Source organism: Plantibacter lichenum, assembly GCF_050587525.1.
GTDB lineage: Bacteria > Actinomycetota > Actinomycetes > Actinomycetales > Microbacteriaceae > Plantibacter.
This window is the reverse complement of sequence record NZ_JBOBFT010000014.1, coordinates 53,415-70,478: the sequence shown is the minus strand read 5'-3', so window position 1 is coordinate 70,478 and position 17,064 is coordinate 53,415. Positions and strand designations below refer to the sequence as shown.

Sequence of the window (17,064 nt, the reverse complement as noted above, 5' to 3'; positions counted from 1 at the left end):
ATCCCTCAGCGATCGTCGGCCGTGAGTGCGGCGAGCGCCATCCGCTCGAGGATCGTCCGCACGGCGGTTGTGTCCGGTGCCGTCTCGCCGTCGCGCACCGCTCCGAGCCCGGCGCTGTGCGGCGTCGAGTTGATGAGGCCGAAGGTCGCGTGCGCGCGGATGCGGAGCTCCGGCGCCGGCGTCGTCGGGAAGAGCTTCGCGAGGACGTCGACCCACAGTTCCACGTACTGCCGCTGAAGTGCCCGCACGGTGCGACGATCGTCGCCGGCGAGGCAGTCGAGATCGCGGTCCTGGACGCGGATGACGTCGCGGTTGTCGAGGGCGAAGGCGACGTGGAACTCGACGAGCGCTCGGATCGCGAGTTCCGCGTCGGGTGCGCGGCGGACCTCCGCGGTTCCGCCGTCGAGGAGGTCGCGGCTGACGTCGACGAGGAGGGCGGCGAGGACGGCGTGCTTGCCGTCGAAGTGCCGGTAGACGGCGGGGCCGGACATGCCGACCGCCGAACCGAGCTCTTCCATCGAGACGCCGTTGAAGCCCCGCTCGGCGAAGTTGGCGGCTGCGGCGGTGAGCAGCGCGGTTCGACGGATCGCTTTGGCCTCGCGGCGACCGACGTGCTCGTGCAGTTCGTGATCCACTGCGTCGATCGATGCGTCGATCGGTGCGTCGGTGTGCGGCGTTGCCATGCGGACTCCCAGCTCTGGACAGTTCGGTTCATGCAGACTAACCTGAGTTTCGGTTAGCGTCCATTCACTGAAGCGCCCACGAGTCCGATGACCATCGGGCACCGAGCGGGCGAAACGTGGCTGACGGAGAACCGGTCGACGACGACGGGAGCAGACGATGGCGGTCCTCACGAGTGCAGCGGATCCGGCGTCCGCGGTCTTCCAGGAGAACGACCGGGCGCAGCGACTTCTCTCCGAGGAACTCGCGGAGCGCTTGGCCACCGCGGCCCTGGGCGGACCGGAAGCGTCCAGGCAACGTCACGTGGCGCGTGGAAAGCTCCTGCCGCGGGATCGCGTCGACCATCTCCTCGACGAAGGCAGCCCGTTCCTCGAGATCGCACCGCTCGCGGCCCTCGGCCTCTACGACGACGCGAGCCCGGCAGCGGGCGTGATCGCGGGCATCGGTCGGGTCCGCGGCAAGCTCGTGCTCGTCGTCTCGAACGATGCGACGGCCAAGGGCGGCACCTACTATCCGATGACCGTGAAGAAGCATCTGCGGGCGCAGGAGGTCGCGGCGGCCGGGCGACTGCCCTGCGTCTACCTCGTCGACTCCGGTGGGGCGAATCTGCCGATGCAGGACGAGGTCTTCCCTGATCGGGACCACTTCGGACGCATCTTCTTCAACCAGGCGAACATGTCCGCGGCCGGCATCCCGCAGATCGCCGCCGTGCTCGGCTCGTGCACGGCGGGTGGTGCCTATGTTCCGGCGATGAGCGATGAGACCGTGATCGTGCGCGGCCAGGGCACGATCTTCCTGGGCGGACCACCGCTCGTGAAAGCGGCGATCGGCGAGATCGTGAGCCCGGAGGACCTCGGCGGCGGGGAGCTGCACACGCGCGTCTCGGGCGTCGCCGACCACCTCGCCGAGAACGACGAACACGCGCTCCAGATCGTGCGCGACATCGTCGACACCCTGCCCGGCCCCGCGCCGCGCGCCTGGGAGGTCCGCGAGACCCGTGAACCGGTTGCACCGGTCGAGGAGCTCTACGGCGTCGTCCCGACCGATGTGCAGTCGCCGTACGACGTGCGCGAGGTCATCGCCCGCCTCGTCGACGGCAGCGAGTTCCACGAGTTCAAACGCGAGTACGGGACGACCCTCGTCACAGGGTTCGCCCACCTGCACGGCCACCCCGTCGCGATCGTCGCGAACAACGGTGTGCTGTTCAGCGAGTCCGCGATGAAGGGCGCGCACTTCATCGAGCTCGCGGATCAGCGCGGTGTCCCGCTCCTGTTCCTGCAGAACATCTCGGGTTTCATGGTGGGAACGGATGCGGAGGCCGGCGGGATCGCGAAGCACGGAGCGAAGATGGTCACCGCCGTCGCGACGACGCGGGTGTCGAAGCTCACGGTGGTGATCGGCGGCTCCTTCGGCGCAGGCAACTACTCGATGTGCGGCAGGGCGTACGATCCGCGATTCCTCTGGATGTGGCCGGGGAGCCGCATCTCCGTGATGGGGGGACCGCAGGCGGCGAGTGTGCTCGCGACGGTGAAACGCGATCAGTTGGAGGGGAGGGGCGAGTCGTGGTCCGCGGAGGACGAAGCGGCGTTCCGCGAGCCGATCGCCGCCCGCTACGAGGAGCAGGGGAGTCCCTACTACTCGACCGCGCGGCTCTGGGACGACGGCGTCATCGATCCGGCCCGCACGCGCGACCTCCTCGGCCTGGCCCTCGAGGTCTGCTCCCGCACCCCGTTGCCCGACCCGGCCTTCGGCCTCTTCCGGATGTGAGGACACGATGATCGAGCAGACCACACCGGCAGGCGCGCCGCCCGCGGCGTCCGGCGCACCCCTCTTCCGCTCCGTCCTCGTCGCCAACCGCGGCGAGATCGCCTGTCGCATCCTGCGGACCCTTCGTCGCCTCGGCATCGAGGGCGTCGCGGTCTACAGCGACGCCGACAGGGACGCACCTCATGTTCGCGAGGCCGATCGGGCGATCCGCATCGGTCCGGCCGCCGCCTCGGCCAGCTACCTCGACGTCGACGCGGTCGTCGGGGCCGCAGTCAGGGCGGGGGCGGACGCCGTCCACCCCGGCTACGGGTTCCTGTCCGAGAACCCGGCGCTCGCGAGCGCGTGTGCAGCGGCGGGCATCGTCTTCATCGGGCCGTCCGTCGAGGCGATCACGCTCATGGGCGACAAGATCCGCGCCAAGGAGCACGTGGTCGCCCGCGGTGTGCCCGTCATCGAGGGAGTCGCGGATCCCTCGCTCGACGACGTCGCACTCGCCGCAGCCGCCGAGCGCATCGGCTTCCCGCTCATCGTGAAGCCGGCGGGCGGCGGAGGCGGCAAGGGCATGCAGGTCGTGCGAGCGGCCGGGGACCTGCCCGCCGCGCTCGCCTCCGCGCATCGGGTCGCGGCTTCCGCGTTCGGCGATCCGACCCTCCTCCTCGAACGGCTCGTCGAGCACCCGCGCCACATCGAGGTGCAGGTGCTCGCCGATGTCCATGGTGCGGTCGTGCATCTCGGCGAGCGGGAGTGCTCGCTGCAGCGGCGGCATCAGAAGGTCATCGAGGAGTCGCCGTCGCCACTCGTCGATGAGGCGCTTCGCCGCCGGCTCGGCGAAGCGGCCTGCGCGGTGGCCGCGAGCGTCGGGTACCGCGGGGTCGGGACCGTGGAGTTCCTGGTGTCCGCGGACCGCCCGGAGGAGTTCGCCTTCCTCGAGATGAACACGCGCCTGCAGGTGGAACACCCGGTGACGGAGCTCGTGACGGGGCTCGACCTCGTGGAGTGGCAGGTGCGCGTCGCCGCAGGGGAGCCGCTCGGCTTCGCACAGGAGGACGTGGTGCTGCACGGGCACGCGTTCGAGGCGCGTCTGTACGCCGAGGACCCCGCAGCGGACTTCCTGCCGCAGACGGGAACCGTCCTGGAGCTGGCCTTCCCGGCAGGCCCGGGTGTTCGTGTCGACGGCGGCATCGCACGAGGCTCCGTCGTCGGCTCTGACTACGACCCCATGCTCGCGAAGATCGTCACGTGGGGTAGAGACCGCGCAGAGGCCCTCGAGCGCCTCGACCGTGCGCTCGCCGATACGGTCCTGCTCGGCGTCCGGACGAACCTGCGGTTCCTGCGCGAGCTGCTCGCCGACGAGGACGTCGTGACCGGCCGTCTGGACACGGGCCTCATCGCCAGGCTCCTGGAGACGGAGCCAACGACATCGGTCGATCGGCTCGCCGTCGTCGCGGCCGCACTCTTCGATCAGGCAGGAGCAGGAGACGTCGGTCCAGGACCGGTGTGGTCGGCACCGAGCGGCTGGCGTCTCGGAGCGCCGCGTCCGGTCGAGCGACGTTACCGGGCGGGCGCCGAAACCGTGACCGTCCTCGTCGACGGAGGGGGAACCGGCACATCGGTCGCGATCGACTCCGACGACTCCCCGCGATTCGGGCCCGCCCGACTCGACCGGCGAGACACCACGGGACCGCCCTGGACGCTGGAGGTCGATGGCGAGAGCCGGCCCTGTTGGATCGCGGTTCGCGGAAACGACGTCTGGGTCGCCGTCGACGGACGCATCCACGTCCTGGAACGCCGAACCCGCGCCACCGAGGTCGCGGACGCCCTCGCCGCAGCCGATCCTGCGACCTCGATGAACGGTCCAGAGGTGCGGAGCCCCATGCCGGGGACGGTCACCGCCGTGCACGTGGTGGACGGCGCGTCCGTGACGGTCGGAACGGTCCTCGTCACGGTCGAGGCGATGAAGATGGAGCACCACCTGAAGGCGGCCGTCGACGGGATCGCCACGGTGCACGTCGCGGCGGGAGGACTCGTGCGGCAGGGGCAGTCGGTCGCCACGATCGCCCCCGCATCGACCACTGACGGGAACACGTCCAGCGCCACGCCCAGCGCCACGAACGTCGCGGCGAACGCCAGCGCGAACGTCACGACGAGCGACGGCACAGCCGAAGCATCGGGGTCCGCACACGACGCGGCCCCGTCCACCACCACACCGGCACCACCGATGGGAGCATCAGCATGAACACCGAATTGAGCCCGGAGCACCAGCGCGTCGTCGACGAGGTCAAGGCCTTCGCCGACGAGGTCGTGGCGCCCGCCGCGTACCAGTACGACACGGAACGGAAGCTGCCGTACGGCATCATCGCGCAGATGGGCGAGCTCGGGCTCTTCGGGCTCCCGTTCCCGAAGGAGCTGGGCGGGCAGGGGCTCGACTACTTCGCCCTCTGCCTCGCCGTGGAACAGCTCGGCCGGGTGGACCAGAGCATCGGCGTCACCCTCGAGGCGGGTGTGGGGCTCGGTGCCATGCCCATCTACCTGAACGGTACCGATGCTCAACGAGAGGAATGGATCCCACAGCTCGCGAGCGGGCGGGGACTCGCGGCGTTCGGGCTGACCGAGGCCCGTGCCGGCAGCGACGCCGGTGCGACCGAGACGACCGCCGATCTCGTCGACGGCGAGTGGGTCATCAACGGGACGAAGCAGTTCATCACCAACTCGGGCAGCGAGATCACACGACTCGTGACCGTGACGGCGGTGACGGGACAGTCCCAGCGGGCCGACGGGTCGACGAAGAAGGAGCTCTCCACGATCCTCGTCCCCGTGCCGGCCGCGGGCTTCACTGCGCTGCCTCCCTACGACAAGGTGGGCTGGCACACGTCAGACACCCACCCGCTCGTCTTCGAGGACGTGCGGGTGCCGGAGGCGAATCTGCTGGGGGAGCGGGGCCGCGGCTACGCGAACTTCCTGAAGGTCCTCGACGGAGGGCGCATCGCCGTCGCAGCGCTCGCCGTCGGCGCGGCCCAGGGCTGCCTGGAGGAATCGATCAGGTATGCGAAGGAACGCGTCGTCTTCGGACGTTCGATCGGCAGCAACCAGTGGATCGCGTTCACCATCGCGAAGATGCAGGCCCGCGTCCACTCCGCCCGCATGTCGTACTACGACGCTGCATCGCGGATGCTCCGCGGTGCGCCGTACAAGATGGAGGCGTCGATCGCGAAGATGGTCGCGGGGGAGGCGGCGATGGCGAACGCGCGCGACGCGACCCAGATCTTCGGCGGTTACGGCTTCCTCAACGAGAACCCCGTCGCGCGGCACTTCCGCGACTCGAAGATCCTCGAGATCGGTGAGGGCACGACCGAGGTGCAGCTCATGATCATCGCGAGGGAGCTCGGCTTCGAGCAGTAACGGGCGAACAGTAGGGTGATGGCTTGATGGAAGGGCGACGATGAGCGACGACCACGACGACACACGCGGAACGACGACGGGCCGCGCGAACGCGGGCGGTGTGAACGCGGGCCGCACGGACCCGGACCACGCGAACCTGGACCTCGCGAACCGTCAGGACGACGCGCTGCCCGTAGGCCCGGTGTTCGAGCAGCGGGGACTGTGGTTCGAGGAGTTCGTGGTGGGCGCGACCTACCGGCATCGACCCGGGCGAACCGTCACGGAAGCGGACAACGTCCTCTTCTCCACGCTCACGATGAACGGCCAGTCGCTCCACCTGGACGCGGCGTGGTCGGCGACCCAGCCGTTCGGCGAGCGCCTCGTGAACTCGATGTTCACCCTCTCGACCGTCGTCGGCCTCTCGGTGGCCCAGCTCACCGAGGGGACGATCGTCGCGAACCTGGGATTCACCGAGGTCGCCTTCCCGCACCCGCTGCACCACGGGGACACCCTGTACGCGGAGACCGTGATCCTCGACAAGCGCCCGTCGCGGAGTCGTCCGGGGCAAGGGATCGTGTCGCTCGAACACCTCGGTCGGAACCAGGACGCGGTCGTCGTGGTCCGGGCGGTGCGTTCGACGCTCGTGCGGTTCGAGCCGGCGGACGGCGGCGGACGATGAACGCGGCGGCCTTCACGCTCGGACCCTCCCTCCTCTTCTGCCCGGCGGATCGTCCGGACAGATTCCGGAAAGCGGCCGATCGTGCCGACGCCGTCATCCTCGACCTGGAGGACGCCGTGGGTTCGGACGACAAGGATGCAGCGCGTCGCGCGATCGTCGAGGAGCCCCTCGACCCGGAGCGCACGATCGTCCGGGTCAACGCCGCAGGCACGGACGCGTTCGCCCTCGATCTCCGGGCACTCGCCGCGACCGAGTACCGGACCGTGATGCTCGCGAAGGCGGAGCACCCCTCGCAGCTCGAAGCCCTCGCCGAGGCCCTGCCAGGCGTTCGGGTGCTCGCGCTGTGCGAGACCGCCGTCGGCGTCTACGGGGCCGGGGCGCTCGCCGCCCACCCCGCGACCGTGGGGCTGATGTGGGGAGCGGAGGACCTCGTGGCCTCGCTCGGCGGAACGTCCAGTCGGACGCAGGAGGGCGCGTACCGCGGGATCGCCGTCCACGCCAGGGCGTCGGTGCTGCTGGCCGCCGGTGCCCACGGGATCGCCGCGATCGACGCCGTGCACGTCGACCTCGACGATGCGGATGGGCTGGCGATCGAAGCCGGCGACGCCGCTGCGAGCGGGTTCTCGGCGACCGCATGCCTGCATCCCGCCCAGGTGCCGATCATCCGGGAGGCCTATCGACCGACCGAGACGGAACTCGCGGATGCGGTCGAGCTGCTCGAAATCGCCGCGCACCGTCCCGGCGTCTTCCGCCACCGTGGGCGCATGGTCGACGAGCCCGTGCTCCTGCACGCCCGCCGGGTCGTGGACCGCGCCGGGCGCTGAACTCGTCGCGGAAGCCATCGCGCAACCCCGCGGCCGCGGGCGAAACCCGCACTAGCATGGGCGGATGAAGCCGTTCCTGCTGCTCGCGACCCGCGCGGAAGACGACGCCGCCGACGGCGAGTACGCAGCGATGCTCACGGCCGCACGGCTCGACGAGCGCGACCTCGTGCGGATCCGCCTCGAAGCGGGACCCATGCCGTCGATCGACCTCGACGCGATCTCTGGCATCATCGTCGGCGGCAGTCCGTTCAATTCGAGCGACCCGATCGGCGACAAGTCCGCCATCCAGTTGCGGGTGGAAGCCGAACTGTCTGCGCTCCTCGACGTCGTCGTCCGGCGAGACCTGCCGTTCTTCGGCGCCTGCTACGGCGTCGGCACCCTCGGCACGCACGAGGGGGCGGTCGTCGATCGCACGTACACCGAGCCGATCGGTCCCGTCGCCGTCAGCGTCACGGACGAGGGCCGTGACGATCCGCTCCTGCACGGACTGCCCGAGCGCTTCGACGCCTTCGTCGGCCACAAGGAGGCGATCCGAGAGCTTCCCGCGCATGCCATCCTGTTGGCCTCGTCCGAGAGCTGCCCGGTGCAGATGTTCCGCGTGGGCCGGAACGTGTACGCGACGCAGTTCCACCCGGAGCTCACGGTCGACGGCATCCTCGAGCGCATCAGGGTGTACCAGGGGCACGGCTACTTCACGCCGGAGGAGATGCCGCGGCTCATCGAGAACGCCCGTGCGGCGCACGTCGACCAGCCTGCACGCGTGCTCGCGAACTTCGTGGCGCGCTACGCCCGATAGATCCGCCAATCCGTTTGTCAAATCGTTACGAATGAGATGCACGACGTTCGCGTCAGTCCGCACCGAATGCACCGGGCTCCTCTAGCCTGGAGATGAGCGTGGGGGCCCGTTCCCGGCGCACGACTGCAACATCGAGCGGATGACGCCGAGAGAGGGGCCACAGATGCCGCACCTCTGGCGCTCCTCGGGCGGAAACAAGGCGCAGACGCTCGCGGCCCCGGTCGACGCCTTCCCCGGAGACGAGCAATCCGCTTCCGAGACCACGTCGGAACCGGCCGTGCAGTCGACGAAACCGGCCGTGCAGCCGACGAAACCGGCCAGGCGGACGCTGCTTCCCTCGCCACGCGTCCAATCCACGATCGCGCGTCCCGCGGAGCCGTCGATGCCGCACCCCTCTGCTCCGATCCCCACGCAGGGGCCCGGACTCGGCGCAGCGGTGCGCCGACAGATCGGCGATTCCGAGCTGTCCGTGTTCCCCGTCGTGCTGGGCGGAGCGGTCTTCGGCTGGACCGTCGATCCGGATTCGACCACCGACATCCTCGACCGCTTCCACGACTACGGCGGCAACATGGTCGACACGGCCGACAGCTACGCGGGCGGCCGGAGCGAGATCCTCATCGGCAACTGGATGCGGGCGAGGCGCAACCGCGACGAGATGATCGTGGCGACGAAGGTCGGCCGCCACCCGGACTACCAGGGGCTCGGTCCCGTCAGCATCGTCCGTGCCGTCGAAGCAGCCCTCGAACGACTGCAGACGGACCACATCGACCTGCTCTCATTCCACGAGGACGACCCGTCCGTGCCGCTCGCCGACAGCCTCGGCACGGTCGACTGGCTCATCGAGACCGGGAAGGTCCGGTACCTCGGCGCTTCCAACTACTCGGCGGAACGCCTCATCGAGGCGCGCATCCTCTCGGCGAGCGGGTACACGAAGTTCGTGGCGCTCGAAACCCACTACAGCCTCATGCACCGCGAAGCATACGAAGGCGGCCTGTCGATGGTGACGACGGCGCAGAACGTCGGCGTGCTTCCGTACTTCACGCTCGCGGGCGGCTTCCTCACGGGGAAGTACCGGACGAGGGCGGATCTGGAACGCACGACCCGCGGTGCCCGCGTCGCCTCGCACTTCCACCGTCGCGGTCTGCGCGTCCTCCACGTGCTCGACGAGATCGCGGGGGAGAACCACTGCAGCCTCGCATCGGTCGCGCTGGCGTGGGCGATGACGAAGCCCGGCATCGTGGCTCCGATCGCGAGCGCCTCACGACCGGAACATGTCGATGCACTCGTCGCTGCGGCCGGCCTGCGACTCAGCCGCGGACAGATCCTCGAGCTCGATCGGGTGTCCGATCGGCTCAAATAGCGATTCCGCTCAGCGCACAACGGGCTGATCCCGGGGCCATTCCCGTGGTGCTCAGCCCTGAACCCCCACAGACGTCGCCCCCGTTCACGGGCCGACTGACGTAGGCTGGACCGGATGAACGCCGCCGTCGACTTTCCGCTCAGTCACCCTGAGATGGCGTTCACCGCATCCGGTGACGCCCTCGTCCGCCGAACCGTCCTCCGGAACGGCGTGCGGATCCTGAGCGAACACATGCCGGGCAGTCGAAGCGCGACGATCGGCTTCTGGGTCGCCGTCGGCTCCCGCGACGAACTCCCGGCAACGGCCACCGCTCCGGCCACCTACGGGTCCACCCACTTCCTCGAGCACCTCCTGTTCAAGGGCACCACCAAGCGCACGGCGCTCGACATCGCGATCGCCTTCGACTCGGTCGGCGGGGAGCACAACGCCCTCACGGCGAAAGAGCACACCTGTTACTACGCCAAAGTGCGCGATCGCGACGTCCCCATGGCGGTCGACGTCATCACGGACATGCTCACGTCATCGCTCATCGACCCCGTCGAGTTCGAGAACGAACGCGGCGTCATCCTGGAAGAACTGTCCATGATGGACGACGATCCGGGCGATGTCGCGAGCGAGCGCTTCTTCGAGGGCGTCCTGGGCGATCACCCGCTGGGTCGTCCCATCGGCGGTCATCCGCAGTCGATCATCGACGTCTCCCGCGAATCCGTCATGGAGCACTACCGTGCGAACTACCGCGCGAGCGATCTCGTCGTCACGGCCGCAGGAGCGGTGGACCACGATGCGCTCGTCGCGCAGGTCACGACCTCGCTGCGCGACGCGGGTTGGCCGATGGACGCCGTCGCGGCTCCCGTCGCCCGCCGCACGCTGCTCGAAGAGCCCGTCGTCGCCGGCCCGTCCCTCACGGTCGTGCGCCGGCCCATCGAACAGGTCCACGTCCTCATCGGTGCTCAGGGCATCATCGCCGGCGACGACCGCCGATACACGATGAGCGTCCTCAACTCGATCCTCGGCGGCGGGATGTCCAGCCGTCTGTTCCAGGAGATCCGGGAGAAGCGCGGCCTCGCCTACTCGGTCTACTCGTTCTCGGGCGGTTACTCGGACGCGGGCGTCTTCGGGCTCTCCGCGGCCTGTTCCCCGTCGAAGGCCACCGCCGTGTCGGAGCTCATGGTCGCCGAGCTCCAGCGCCTCGCGGCCGACGGCGTCAGCGAAGCAGAGCTCGAACGGGCCATCGGCCAACTGAGCGGTGCTTCAGCTCTGGCGCTCGAGGACTCCGACACCCGGATGAGCCGACTCGGCCGTTCGGAGATCACCCTCGGCGAGTTCAGCGACTTCGACGAGAGCATCCGTCGCCTCCTCCTCGTGGGCCGTGACGACGTCCAAGCCCTCGCTGCGTCGCTCGCAGCCCAGCCCCTCACGGTCGCAGCGGTCGGCGCCGTCGACGAGTCCGCGTTCGCGTCCGTCCTTGCAGGGGTGAGTTGATGTCCCATTACGTCTACCTGGTTCGCCACGGCGAACAGCAGCACGCCGAGCACGGCCTGCCCGACGGCCCGCTGTCCGCCAGGGGTCGCCGCCAGGCCCAGCTGCTCGCGGAACGACTCGGCGGGGTTCCCATGACCGCTGCGTGGCACTCGCCGTTGCAGCGTGCGGCGGAGACCGCGCAGATCATCGCGGAACGGCTGCCGTCCGTGCAGCCGGAGCCGTCCTCCCTCCTGTTCGACTGCGTGCCGAGCGGTCGTGCGGAGGAGACGCCGTCGGCGTTCGACCCGTTCTTCGGCTCGATCACCGAGGCGGAGATCGAGGCCGGCGAAGCGCAGATGGCCGATGCCGCGGCCGAATTCCTCTCGCCGAAGCGCGGCGATCACCACGAGCTGCTCATCACGCACAACTTCGTGATCGGCTGGCTCGTGCGCGAGGCCCTGCAGGCTCCGGACTGGCGCTGGCTCAGTATCAATCAGGCGAACTGCGGACTCACGGTCCTGCACCAGCGAGCCGGACGGCCGTGGAGCCTCATCACGCACAACGACCTCGCGCACCTGCCGATGGAGCTGCGCACCGGTCTGCCGGAGCCGCACATCGTCTGACCGGTCTCGGTCAGGCCGCACAATCCGCTCTGCAAGCGGAGGGTGTGGGTCACTCGGGGCTCACGTCCTTCGCGTACCAGTTGGTCGCGTTGGGGTTCGTGTTGTAGGGAGCCACGTCCCGGTAGCCGCTCGCGCGGTACAGGCCACCGGCCGCCGCGAGCGACGAGTTCGTATCGAGGACGAGACGCGTCGCGCCGAGTTCGACCGCGCGCCGTTCGAGCTCTTCGAGGAGCTGTCGACCGAAGCCACGCCCCCTTGTCGAGGGCCGTAGATAGAGGTGCTTGATCTCGAACTGCACGACCCCGTCAGGAGCATCGTCGATGCGTCGGATGCCGCCGCATCCGACGGGCTCGCCGTCCTCCTCCAGCACGAGGAACACACCGCGCGGGCTCGTGAAGGCCACGGGGTCCGGCGTGAAGATCTGGTACGAACCCTGCTCGCGGGCGAAGCCGAGCTCACGCGAGGTGAAGTACTCGTTCAGAAGGGTCGTGGCCGGTTCGGTGTCGACGGCCACGGTGGAGAATCGCAACATGGCTCCAGCCTAGGCCGCACGTGCAGCACGTCTTCCAGCCGGTTCGCGGCAAGTAGGCTGAGAGCATGACGACACGCGTGGCCCTCGCCGGAGCGAGCGGCAAGATGGGACGACTCTTCACCGGGATCATCGACTCGCTCGACGACTTCGAGCTGGTCGCCTCGCTCGGTTCCTCCAGCGATCTGAGCGAACTCGACGGCGCCGACCTCGTCGTCGACGTGACCGTGCCTGGCGTGAGCCAACGCATCGTCGATCACGCCGTCGGAAAGGGCATCAACGTGCTCGTCGGCACGAGCGGCTGGTCGGGCGACCGCATCGCCGCGCTCGAACGCCGCCTCGTCGAGCTCCCCGGGCAGGGCGTCGTCATCATCCCGAACTTCTCCCTCGGTTCCGTGCTCGCGACGAGCCTCGCGACCGTCGCCGCACGCTTCTTCGACTCGATCGAGATCATCGAGTCGCACCGCGATACGAAGGTCGACTCGCCGTCAGGCACGGCCGTCCGCACCGCCGAGCTCATCACGAGGGCCCGCGGCGATCGCGGTCCGGTCTCAGCGCCCCACACCGATCAGCGCGCCAGAGGGCAGCAGGTCGCGAGCATCCCGATCCACAGCCTGCGGTTGCAGGGCGTCGTCGCGCAGCAGCAGGTCGTGTTCGGCGGCGTGGACGAGGTCGTCACGATCACGCACGACACGATCTCTCCCGCGTCCTACGAGCACGGCATCCGTCTCGCGCTCGCGGCGGCCCGCACGGCGACGGGCGTCGTCGTCGGACTCGACCGCCTCATGGATCTCGGTATCACGAGCCCCGCCGAACCAGCAGCCTCGCGCGCGCCCGGAGTCCCGGAAGCCGTGTCCGGTCAGGCAGCGGCGGCCAGCTCCCTGTGAAGACGCGCATCGGGGTCATCGTCATCGCGGTGCTCCTCGTCCTCTACCTCGTCCTCGTCGGACAGCGCGCGATCGTCCTGATGGGAACGGGGGTGCCCGTCGCCGTCGTGATGGGGATCGCGCTCATCGTCCTGCCGATCATCGGCGCGTGGGCGCTCTGGCGCGAACTGCAGTTCGGCATCAGGGCGGAACGTCTCGGCGCGCAGCTCGACGCCGAGGGTGGTCTGCCGGACGAGCAGATCGAGACCCGCGCGAGCGGTCGGCCGCTCCGCGACGCCGCCGACGAACTCTTCCCCGCCTACCGCGAAGCCGCGGAAGCGTCGCCGGAGGATTGGCGCGCCTGGTACCGACTCGGTCTCGTCTACGACGGAGCGGGGGACCGCCGACGCGCCAGGGGAGCGATCCGCGAAGCGATCAAGCTCTCCCGCAAGGCGTGAGCGGGAGCCCACCGCGCGGACCCATCGGCACCCGCCCGGTCGCCATGGGCGGTCACGCCGCGTCGAGTGCTTCCGCCACCGCCGCTTCCGCCGTCTCCCTACTGAAGACGAAACCGTCCGCGAGCAGCCGTTCCGGCACCACGAGCTGATCGCTGAGCAACAGGCCGTCGGCCGCGTCGCCGAGCACCGTTCGCAGCGCGAACTTCGGGACGCGGAGCAGGTACGGCCGGTTCATCCGGCGAGCGAGTTCGAACATGATGTCGTCCGCCGTGGCCGGTACGGGACCGCACAGGTTCACCGGGCCGGAGAGCGATGACGTCAGCAGGTGTTCGATGGCCGCGGTCTCGTCGGTGGGGGAGATCCAGGGCCAGTGCTGCCTGCCGGTGCCGAGGGGGCCCGCGACCCCGAACTTCGTGAGTGGGACGAGTGGTTTCAGCACGCCGTCGGTCGCGACGACGATGCCGTTCCGCAGCGTGACGGTTCGCGTGGCGTCCGGGGCTGCATTCGCCGCATCCTCCCAAGCCGAGACGACATCGGCGAGGAACCCGGTCCCCTTCGACGAGCCCTCGGTGAGGGTCTCACCCGGCCGGTCGCCGTAGAACCCGACGGCCGAGCCGCTCAGGAACGCCTTCGGCGGCTCCTCGGCGTGGTGCATCGCGCCCACCAGTGTGCGGGTCGCGCTCAACCGAGACCACAGGATCGTCGAGCGGTATTCGGCCGTCCAGGGCAGCTTCCCGAGTGAGGCTCCGGAGAGGTTCACGACGGCGTCCGCGCCGCTCAGCGAAGCAGGGTCGAGCTTCGCGTGAAGCGGATCCCACTCCACCTCGCCAGCGTTCCGCGCCGGGCGCCTGACGAGCCGTACGACCGTGTTCCCGGACGCTTCCAGACTGCTCGCGAGCGCCGAACCGATGAGTCCTGAAGCGCCGCCGATCACTACCCGCACAGTGCGTTCCCGCCCTGCCCGGCCTACGCCAGGCTCGCTTCGAGGGTGATGGGGATGCCGCTGAGGGCCGCAGAGACGGGGCAGCCGGTCTTCGCCTCACCGGCGATGCGCTCGAAGTCGGCTTCCGAGATGTTCGGGACGACGGCGCTCACGAGGAGGTGGCTGCCCGTGATGCCCGTGCCGGGAATGAAGGAGACGGCGGCGGTCGACTGGATGCGCTCCGGCGGGAAGCCCGCCTCGGTGAGGGCGTTGGCGAACGCCATCGAGAAGCAGGAGGCGTGCGCCGCGCCGAGGAGTTCCTCGGGCGTCGTGACGGAGTTGGACCCCTCCGAGCGGGCCTTCCAGTCGACCGAGAACTCGGCGGCTTCCGACGAGTCGAGGCTCACGTGGCCGGAGCCCTCGAAGAGCGTTCCGGTCCAGACTGTCGTTGCTTCGCTCGTTACCGCCATGAGTGGCCTCCATCGTCGTTCGGCCGCGCGAGGTGCGACGGCGCGTGAACAGGGTCCGTTCGGAAGTCAGCCTAATCCGATCCGGTTCAGGAGACACCCCCTGGCGCGGAGCCTGTGGAGACCCTGTTGATCACGCGCGCGCGGACGAGGAGGAGGTAGAGCTGGCAGCCGAGGCAGTACCCGAAGACGGAGTTGAGGAACGCGGCGATGAACGCCGCACCGGCTGCGATCACGAGCGCGAGCGGCACGCCGGCGAGGTGGAGCGCGAGCCCGATGACCACCACGAAGAGGCCGACGCCCTGGGCGAAGGTCGGCGGTTCCGGCGCCTCCAGTTCAGCGGGCGGACCGAGGCGGGGACGCACGAAGCGCTTGAACAGCCAGCCGTACGGGTGTCGTTTGACGCCGGCGAACGCTCCCCAGGCGAAGAGCGCGGCGATGACGGCGAGCAGGATGAATGCCGGGTCACCCGCTCGCTCGCCAACGGTCGCCGCCCCGACGGTCTGACCGTTCGGCGTCTGCGCTGCGCTCAGCCCGACGAGTCCCAGGAAGATCACGACGAGCAGCAGGACGGCCGTGATGCCCGCGCCGAACCGGGGGCTCCTCGGGTCGATTCCTGCGGGTGCGGCCGGTTCGGTCCGGTGGGTCTGCGGTGCGGACATCAGGTGCTCCTTCGCACGATTCAGGCGGATCGGATGGGGCTGAGCTCGGCGAGCGCGTTCGTGACGACCGCTCGGTCCGGAGCGCCGGCGATGCGGGTGCGGACGATGCCGTCGGCGTCGAGCAGCAGGATCGTGGGCGTCTGGAGGATGTGGAAGCGGTCGGCCAGATCAGCGCGGTGGGTGAGGTCGACGTCGACGACCTCGAGTCCTGGCCGGTCTCGGGTCAGCTCGCCGAGCAGTCGTCTCGTCCCCGGGCACTTGGCGCAGAAGCGGGTGCTGAACTGCACGACGGTGCCGGTCGTGCCGAAGGGCTGCTCCGTGCCGAGGTCCGACCAGGTGACGACCGCCTCGTTCCGCGGCGTCGCAGCTCGGCCGTTCCCGGCGCGCCACCAGAGCCCGATCGCCGTCGCCAGGACGACGAGCGCGAGGATCACGGCTATTGCTCCGAGGGCGTTCATGGTGCGCTGATTCTAGGTTCGCGTGAGCGCCGGAAGTGAACTGTGACGCACCGTGACGCTCGAGCGTCCTCTCGGCGAACACCTGGGGAGGGCGGTGACCCGATGATCCGAAACCCGCTAGCCTAGGGGGGTGTCGCGTGCAGAGAACCCCTTCGGTCAAGTCCTCGTCGCCCTGGTGACGCCGTTCACCGCTGACGGTGAAGTCGACTGGAAGGGCGTCGAGAAGCACATCGACGACGTCATCACCGCCGGAGCCGACGGCATCGTCGTCACGGGCACCACCGGCGAGACGTCCACCCTCACCGACCCGGAGAAGATCAAGCTCGTCGAGGTCGGCAAGGAGGTCGCCGGAGGGCGCGCCAAGATCATCACGGGCGGCGGCTCCAACGAGACAGCGCACGCCATCGAGCTCGCCAAGAAGAGCGAGCAGGCCGGTGCCGACGGCAACATGATCGTCACGCCGTACTACAACAAGCCCACCCAGGCCGGTGTGCTCACCCACTTCCGGATGATCGCGGACTCCACGGATCTCCCGGTCATCCTGTACGACATCCCGGGCCGCACGGGCATCCCGATCACCTACGAGACGATCCTGCGCGCCGCGAAGCACCCCAACATCCTCGCCGTCAAGGACGCCAAGGGCGATCTCAGCGAGGTCAGCCGGGTCCTCAACCAGACGGACCTCTTCTACTTCGCCGGCGACGACTCGAACGCGCTGCCCACGCTCGCGATCGGCGGCACCGGACTCATCGGCGTGACCGCGAACATCGCGCCGACGCCGTACCGTCACATGATCGACGCCGTCAACAGCGGCGACCTGCACGCCGCGACGGCCGCGCACAAGCAGCTCGAGCCGCTCGTCCGCGCCGTCATGACCCACGTTCCCGGCACCGTCGCCGCCAAGTACATCCTGCACGGCCTCGGCCGGATCCAGAGCCCACGCGTCCGTCTCCCGCTCGTCGGTCCCGAAGAATGGGAAGCCGCACAGATCGAGGACGAGATCGACCTGGTCAAGGACATCCCGGGCGTCGACTTCAGCAACTTCCGCCCCGACCGCAATGCCGCCGCCGGCGGCGCGTTGCCGAAGGTCGCGGGCACCACGCGCTAAACACGCACAACTCAGAGGGGGGCAT

Annotated in this window: 18 protein-coding genes; 12 read left to right on the top strand and 6 right to left on the bottom strand. The window is 69.4% G+C overall.

Annotated elements, in window-relative coordinates:
- Positions 1–5: 5 nt before the first annotated feature.
- Positions 6–683 carry an SACE_7040 family transcriptional regulator gene (locus ACQ3HB_RS17330; RefSeq protein ID WP_430921705.1) on the bottom strand — a complete coding sequence of 226 codons (678 nt, stop codon included), beginning with the start codon at positions 681–683 and terminating at the stop codon, positions 6–8.
- Between the two features lie 157 nt (positions 684–840).
- Here ACQ3HB_RS17330 and ACQ3HB_RS17325 point away from each other — a divergent pair, with 157 nt between their 5' ends.
- The 9 genes from ACQ3HB_RS17325 to ACQ3HB_RS17285 all read left to right on the top strand — a co-directional run bounded on the left by ACQ3HB_RS17325 (position 841) and on the right by ACQ3HB_RS17285 (position 11,569).
- Positions 841–2,448, top strand: a complete 1,608-nt coding sequence (locus ACQ3HB_RS17325; protein ID WP_430921704.1) for a carboxyl transferase domain-containing protein — start codon at positions 841–843, stop codon at positions 2,446–2,448.
- 7 nt (positions 2,449–2,455) lie between these two features.
- Positions 2,456–4,684: an acetyl/propionyl/methylcrotonyl-CoA carboxylase subunit alpha gene (locus ACQ3HB_RS17320; RefSeq protein WP_430921703.1), complete on the top strand. Its 2,229-nt coding sequence runs from the start codon at positions 2,456–2,458 to the stop codon at positions 4,682–4,684.
- Entirely contained in the window at positions 4,681–5,847 is a 1,167-nt protein-coding gene (locus ACQ3HB_RS17315; protein ID WP_430921702.1) for an acyl-CoA dehydrogenase family protein, read from the top strand. The genes ACQ3HB_RS17320 and ACQ3HB_RS17315 overlap by 4 nt, the downstream gene beginning before the upstream one ends.
- A gap of 181 nt (positions 5,848–6,028) precedes the next feature.
- A complete protein-coding gene (locus ACQ3HB_RS17310) occupies positions 6,029–6,505 on the top strand; it encodes a MaoC family dehydratase (RefSeq protein ID WP_430921775.1) in 477 nt (158 codons plus the stop codon).
- The gene (locus ACQ3HB_RS17305) at positions 6,502–7,329 is read left to right on the top strand and encodes an HpcH/HpaI aldolase/citrate lyase family protein (protein ID WP_430921701.1); all 828 of its coding nucleotides are present in this window, start codon (positions 6,502–6,504) and stop codon (positions 7,327–7,329) included. The genes ACQ3HB_RS17310 and ACQ3HB_RS17305 overlap by 4 nt, the downstream gene beginning before the upstream one ends.
- A gap of 64 nt (positions 7,330–7,393) precedes the next feature.
- Positions 7,394–8,125 carry a glutamine amidotransferase gene (locus ACQ3HB_RS17300; RefSeq protein WP_430921699.1) on the top strand — a complete coding sequence of 244 codons (732 nt, stop codon included), beginning with the start codon at positions 7,394–7,396 and terminating at the stop codon, positions 8,123–8,125.
- Positions 8,126–8,288: 163 nt separating this feature from the next.
- Positions 8,289–9,485, top strand: a complete 1,197-nt coding sequence (locus tag ACQ3HB_RS17295) for an aldo/keto reductase (protein ID WP_430921698.1) — start codon at positions 8,289–8,291, stop codon at positions 9,483–9,485.
- A 114-nt stretch (positions 9,486–9,599) separates the two neighbouring features.
- Positions 9,600–10,967, top strand: a complete 1,368-nt coding sequence (locus tag ACQ3HB_RS17290) for a M16 family metallopeptidase (protein WP_430921697.1) — start codon at positions 9,600–9,602, stop codon at positions 10,965–10,967.
- Positions 10,967–11,569: a histidine phosphatase family protein gene (locus ACQ3HB_RS17285; RefSeq protein ID WP_430921696.1), complete on the top strand. Its 603-nt coding sequence runs from the start codon at positions 10,967–10,969 to the stop codon at positions 11,567–11,569. The genes ACQ3HB_RS17290 and ACQ3HB_RS17285 overlap by 1 nt, the downstream gene beginning before the upstream one ends.
- Positions 11,570–11,618: 49 nt before the next feature.
- Here the strand turns inward: ACQ3HB_RS17285 and ACQ3HB_RS17280 are convergent, their stop codons facing one another.
- Positions 11,619–12,101, bottom strand: coding sequence for a GNAT family N-acetyltransferase (locus ACQ3HB_RS17280; protein WP_430921694.1), 483 nt, complete (start codon positions 12,099–12,101; stop codon positions 11,619–11,621).
- A gap of 65 nt (positions 12,102–12,166) precedes the next feature.
- On the opposite strand from ACQ3HB_RS17280, the gene dapB reads away from it, so the two are divergent.
- Together dapB and ACQ3HB_RS17270 are read left to right on the top strand one after the other, a co-directional pair.
- Positions 12,167–12,985, top strand: coding sequence for a 4-hydroxy-tetrahydrodipicolinate reductase (gene dapB, locus ACQ3HB_RS17275; protein ID WP_430921692.1), 819 nt, complete (start codon positions 12,167–12,169; stop codon positions 12,983–12,985).
- Positions 12,982–13,422 carry a hypothetical protein gene (locus ACQ3HB_RS17270; protein ID WP_430921690.1) on the top strand — a complete coding sequence of 147 codons (441 nt, stop codon included), beginning with the start codon at positions 12,982–12,984 and terminating at the stop codon, positions 13,420–13,422. Before dapB ends, ACQ3HB_RS17270 begins: the two co-directional genes overlap by 4 nt.
- A gap of 52 nt (positions 13,423–13,474) precedes the next feature.
- Here ACQ3HB_RS17270 and ACQ3HB_RS17265 read toward each other — a convergent pair whose 3' ends face one another.
- The 4 genes from ACQ3HB_RS17265 to ACQ3HB_RS17250 form a co-directional block, all read right to left on the bottom strand.
- Positions 13,475–14,365, bottom strand: a complete 891-nt coding sequence (locus tag ACQ3HB_RS17265) for a TIGR01777 family oxidoreductase (protein WP_430921688.1) — start codon at positions 14,363–14,365, stop codon at positions 13,475–13,477.
- Positions 14,366–14,388: 23 nt separating this feature from the next.
- On the bottom strand, positions 14,389–14,814 hold the full coding sequence (locus ACQ3HB_RS17260; protein ID WP_430921686.1) for an OsmC family peroxiredoxin: 426 nt from the start codon (positions 14,812–14,814) through the stop codon (positions 14,389–14,391).
- A gap of 86 nt (positions 14,815–14,900) precedes the next feature.
- Positions 14,901–15,473 carry a DUF4395 domain-containing protein gene (locus ACQ3HB_RS17255; protein WP_430921684.1) on the bottom strand — a complete coding sequence of 191 codons (573 nt, stop codon included), beginning with the start codon at positions 15,471–15,473 and terminating at the stop codon, positions 14,901–14,903.
- Between the two features lie 20 nt (positions 15,474–15,493).
- Positions 15,494–15,931 (bottom strand): TlpA family protein disulfide reductase, encoded by a 438-nt coding sequence (locus ACQ3HB_RS17250; RefSeq protein ID WP_430921682.1) that lies wholly within the window; start codon positions 15,929–15,931, stop codon positions 15,494–15,496.
- Positions 15,932–16,061: 130 nt separating this feature from the next.
- Here ACQ3HB_RS17250 and dapA point away from each other — a divergent pair, with 130 nt between their 5' ends.
- Positions 16,062–17,039 (top strand): 4-hydroxy-tetrahydrodipicolinate synthase, encoded by a 978-nt coding sequence (gene dapA / locus ACQ3HB_RS17245; RefSeq protein ID WP_430921680.1) that lies wholly within the window; start codon positions 16,062–16,064, stop codon positions 17,037–17,039.
- The last annotated feature ends 25 nt before the right edge of the window (positions 17,040–17,064 follow it).

Coding starts and splice junctions, on each gene's coding strand:
- ACQ3HB_RS17260 (WP_430921686.1), bottom strand. CDS start 14,814: ATGGCGGTAACGAGCGAAGCAACGACAGTCTGGACCGGAACGCTCTTC.
- ACQ3HB_RS17315 (WP_430921702.1), top strand. CDS start 4,681: ATGAACACCGAATTGAGCCCGGAGCACCAGCGCGTCGTCGACGAGGTC.
- ACQ3HB_RS17280 (WP_430921694.1), bottom strand. CDS start 12,101: ATGTTGCGATTCTCCACCGTGGCCGTCGACACCGAACCGGCCACGACC.
- ACQ3HB_RS17295 (WP_430921698.1), top strand. CDS start 8,289: ATGCCGCACCTCTGGCGCTCCTCGGGCGGAAACAAGGCGCAGACGCTC.
- ACQ3HB_RS17285 (WP_430921696.1), top strand. CDS start 10,967: ATGTCCCATTACGTCTACCTGGTTCGCCACGGCGAACAGCAGCACGCC.
- ACQ3HB_RS17330 (WP_430921705.1), bottom strand. CDS start 683: ATGGCAACGCCGCACACCGACGCACCGATCGACGCATCGATCGACGCA.
- dapB (WP_430921692.1), top strand. CDS start 12,167: ATGACGACACGCGTGGCCCTCGCCGGAGCGAGCGGCAAGATGGGACGA.
- ACQ3HB_RS17255 (WP_430921684.1), bottom strand. CDS start 15,473: ATGTCCGCACCGCAGACCCACCGGACCGAACCGGCCGCACCCGCAGGA.
- ACQ3HB_RS17305 (WP_430921701.1), top strand. CDS start 6,502: ATGAACGCGGCGGCCTTCACGCTCGGACCCTCCCTCCTCTTCTGCCCG.
- ACQ3HB_RS17300 (WP_430921699.1), top strand. CDS start 7,394: ATGAAGCCGTTCCTGCTGCTCGCGACCCGCGCGGAAGACGACGCCGCC.
- ACQ3HB_RS17325 (WP_430921704.1), top strand. CDS start 841: ATGGCGGTCCTCACGAGTGCAGCGGATCCGGCGTCCGCGGTCTTCCAG.
- ACQ3HB_RS17250 (WP_430921682.1), bottom strand. CDS start 15,931: ATGAACGCCCTCGGAGCAATAGCCGTGATCCTCGCGCTCGTCGTCCTG.
- ACQ3HB_RS17290 (WP_430921697.1), top strand. CDS start 9,600: ATGAACGCCGCCGTCGACTTTCCGCTCAGTCACCCTGAGATGGCGTTC.
- ACQ3HB_RS17320 (WP_430921703.1), top strand. CDS start 2,456: ATGATCGAGCAGACCACACCGGCAGGCGCGCCGCCCGCGGCGTCCGGC.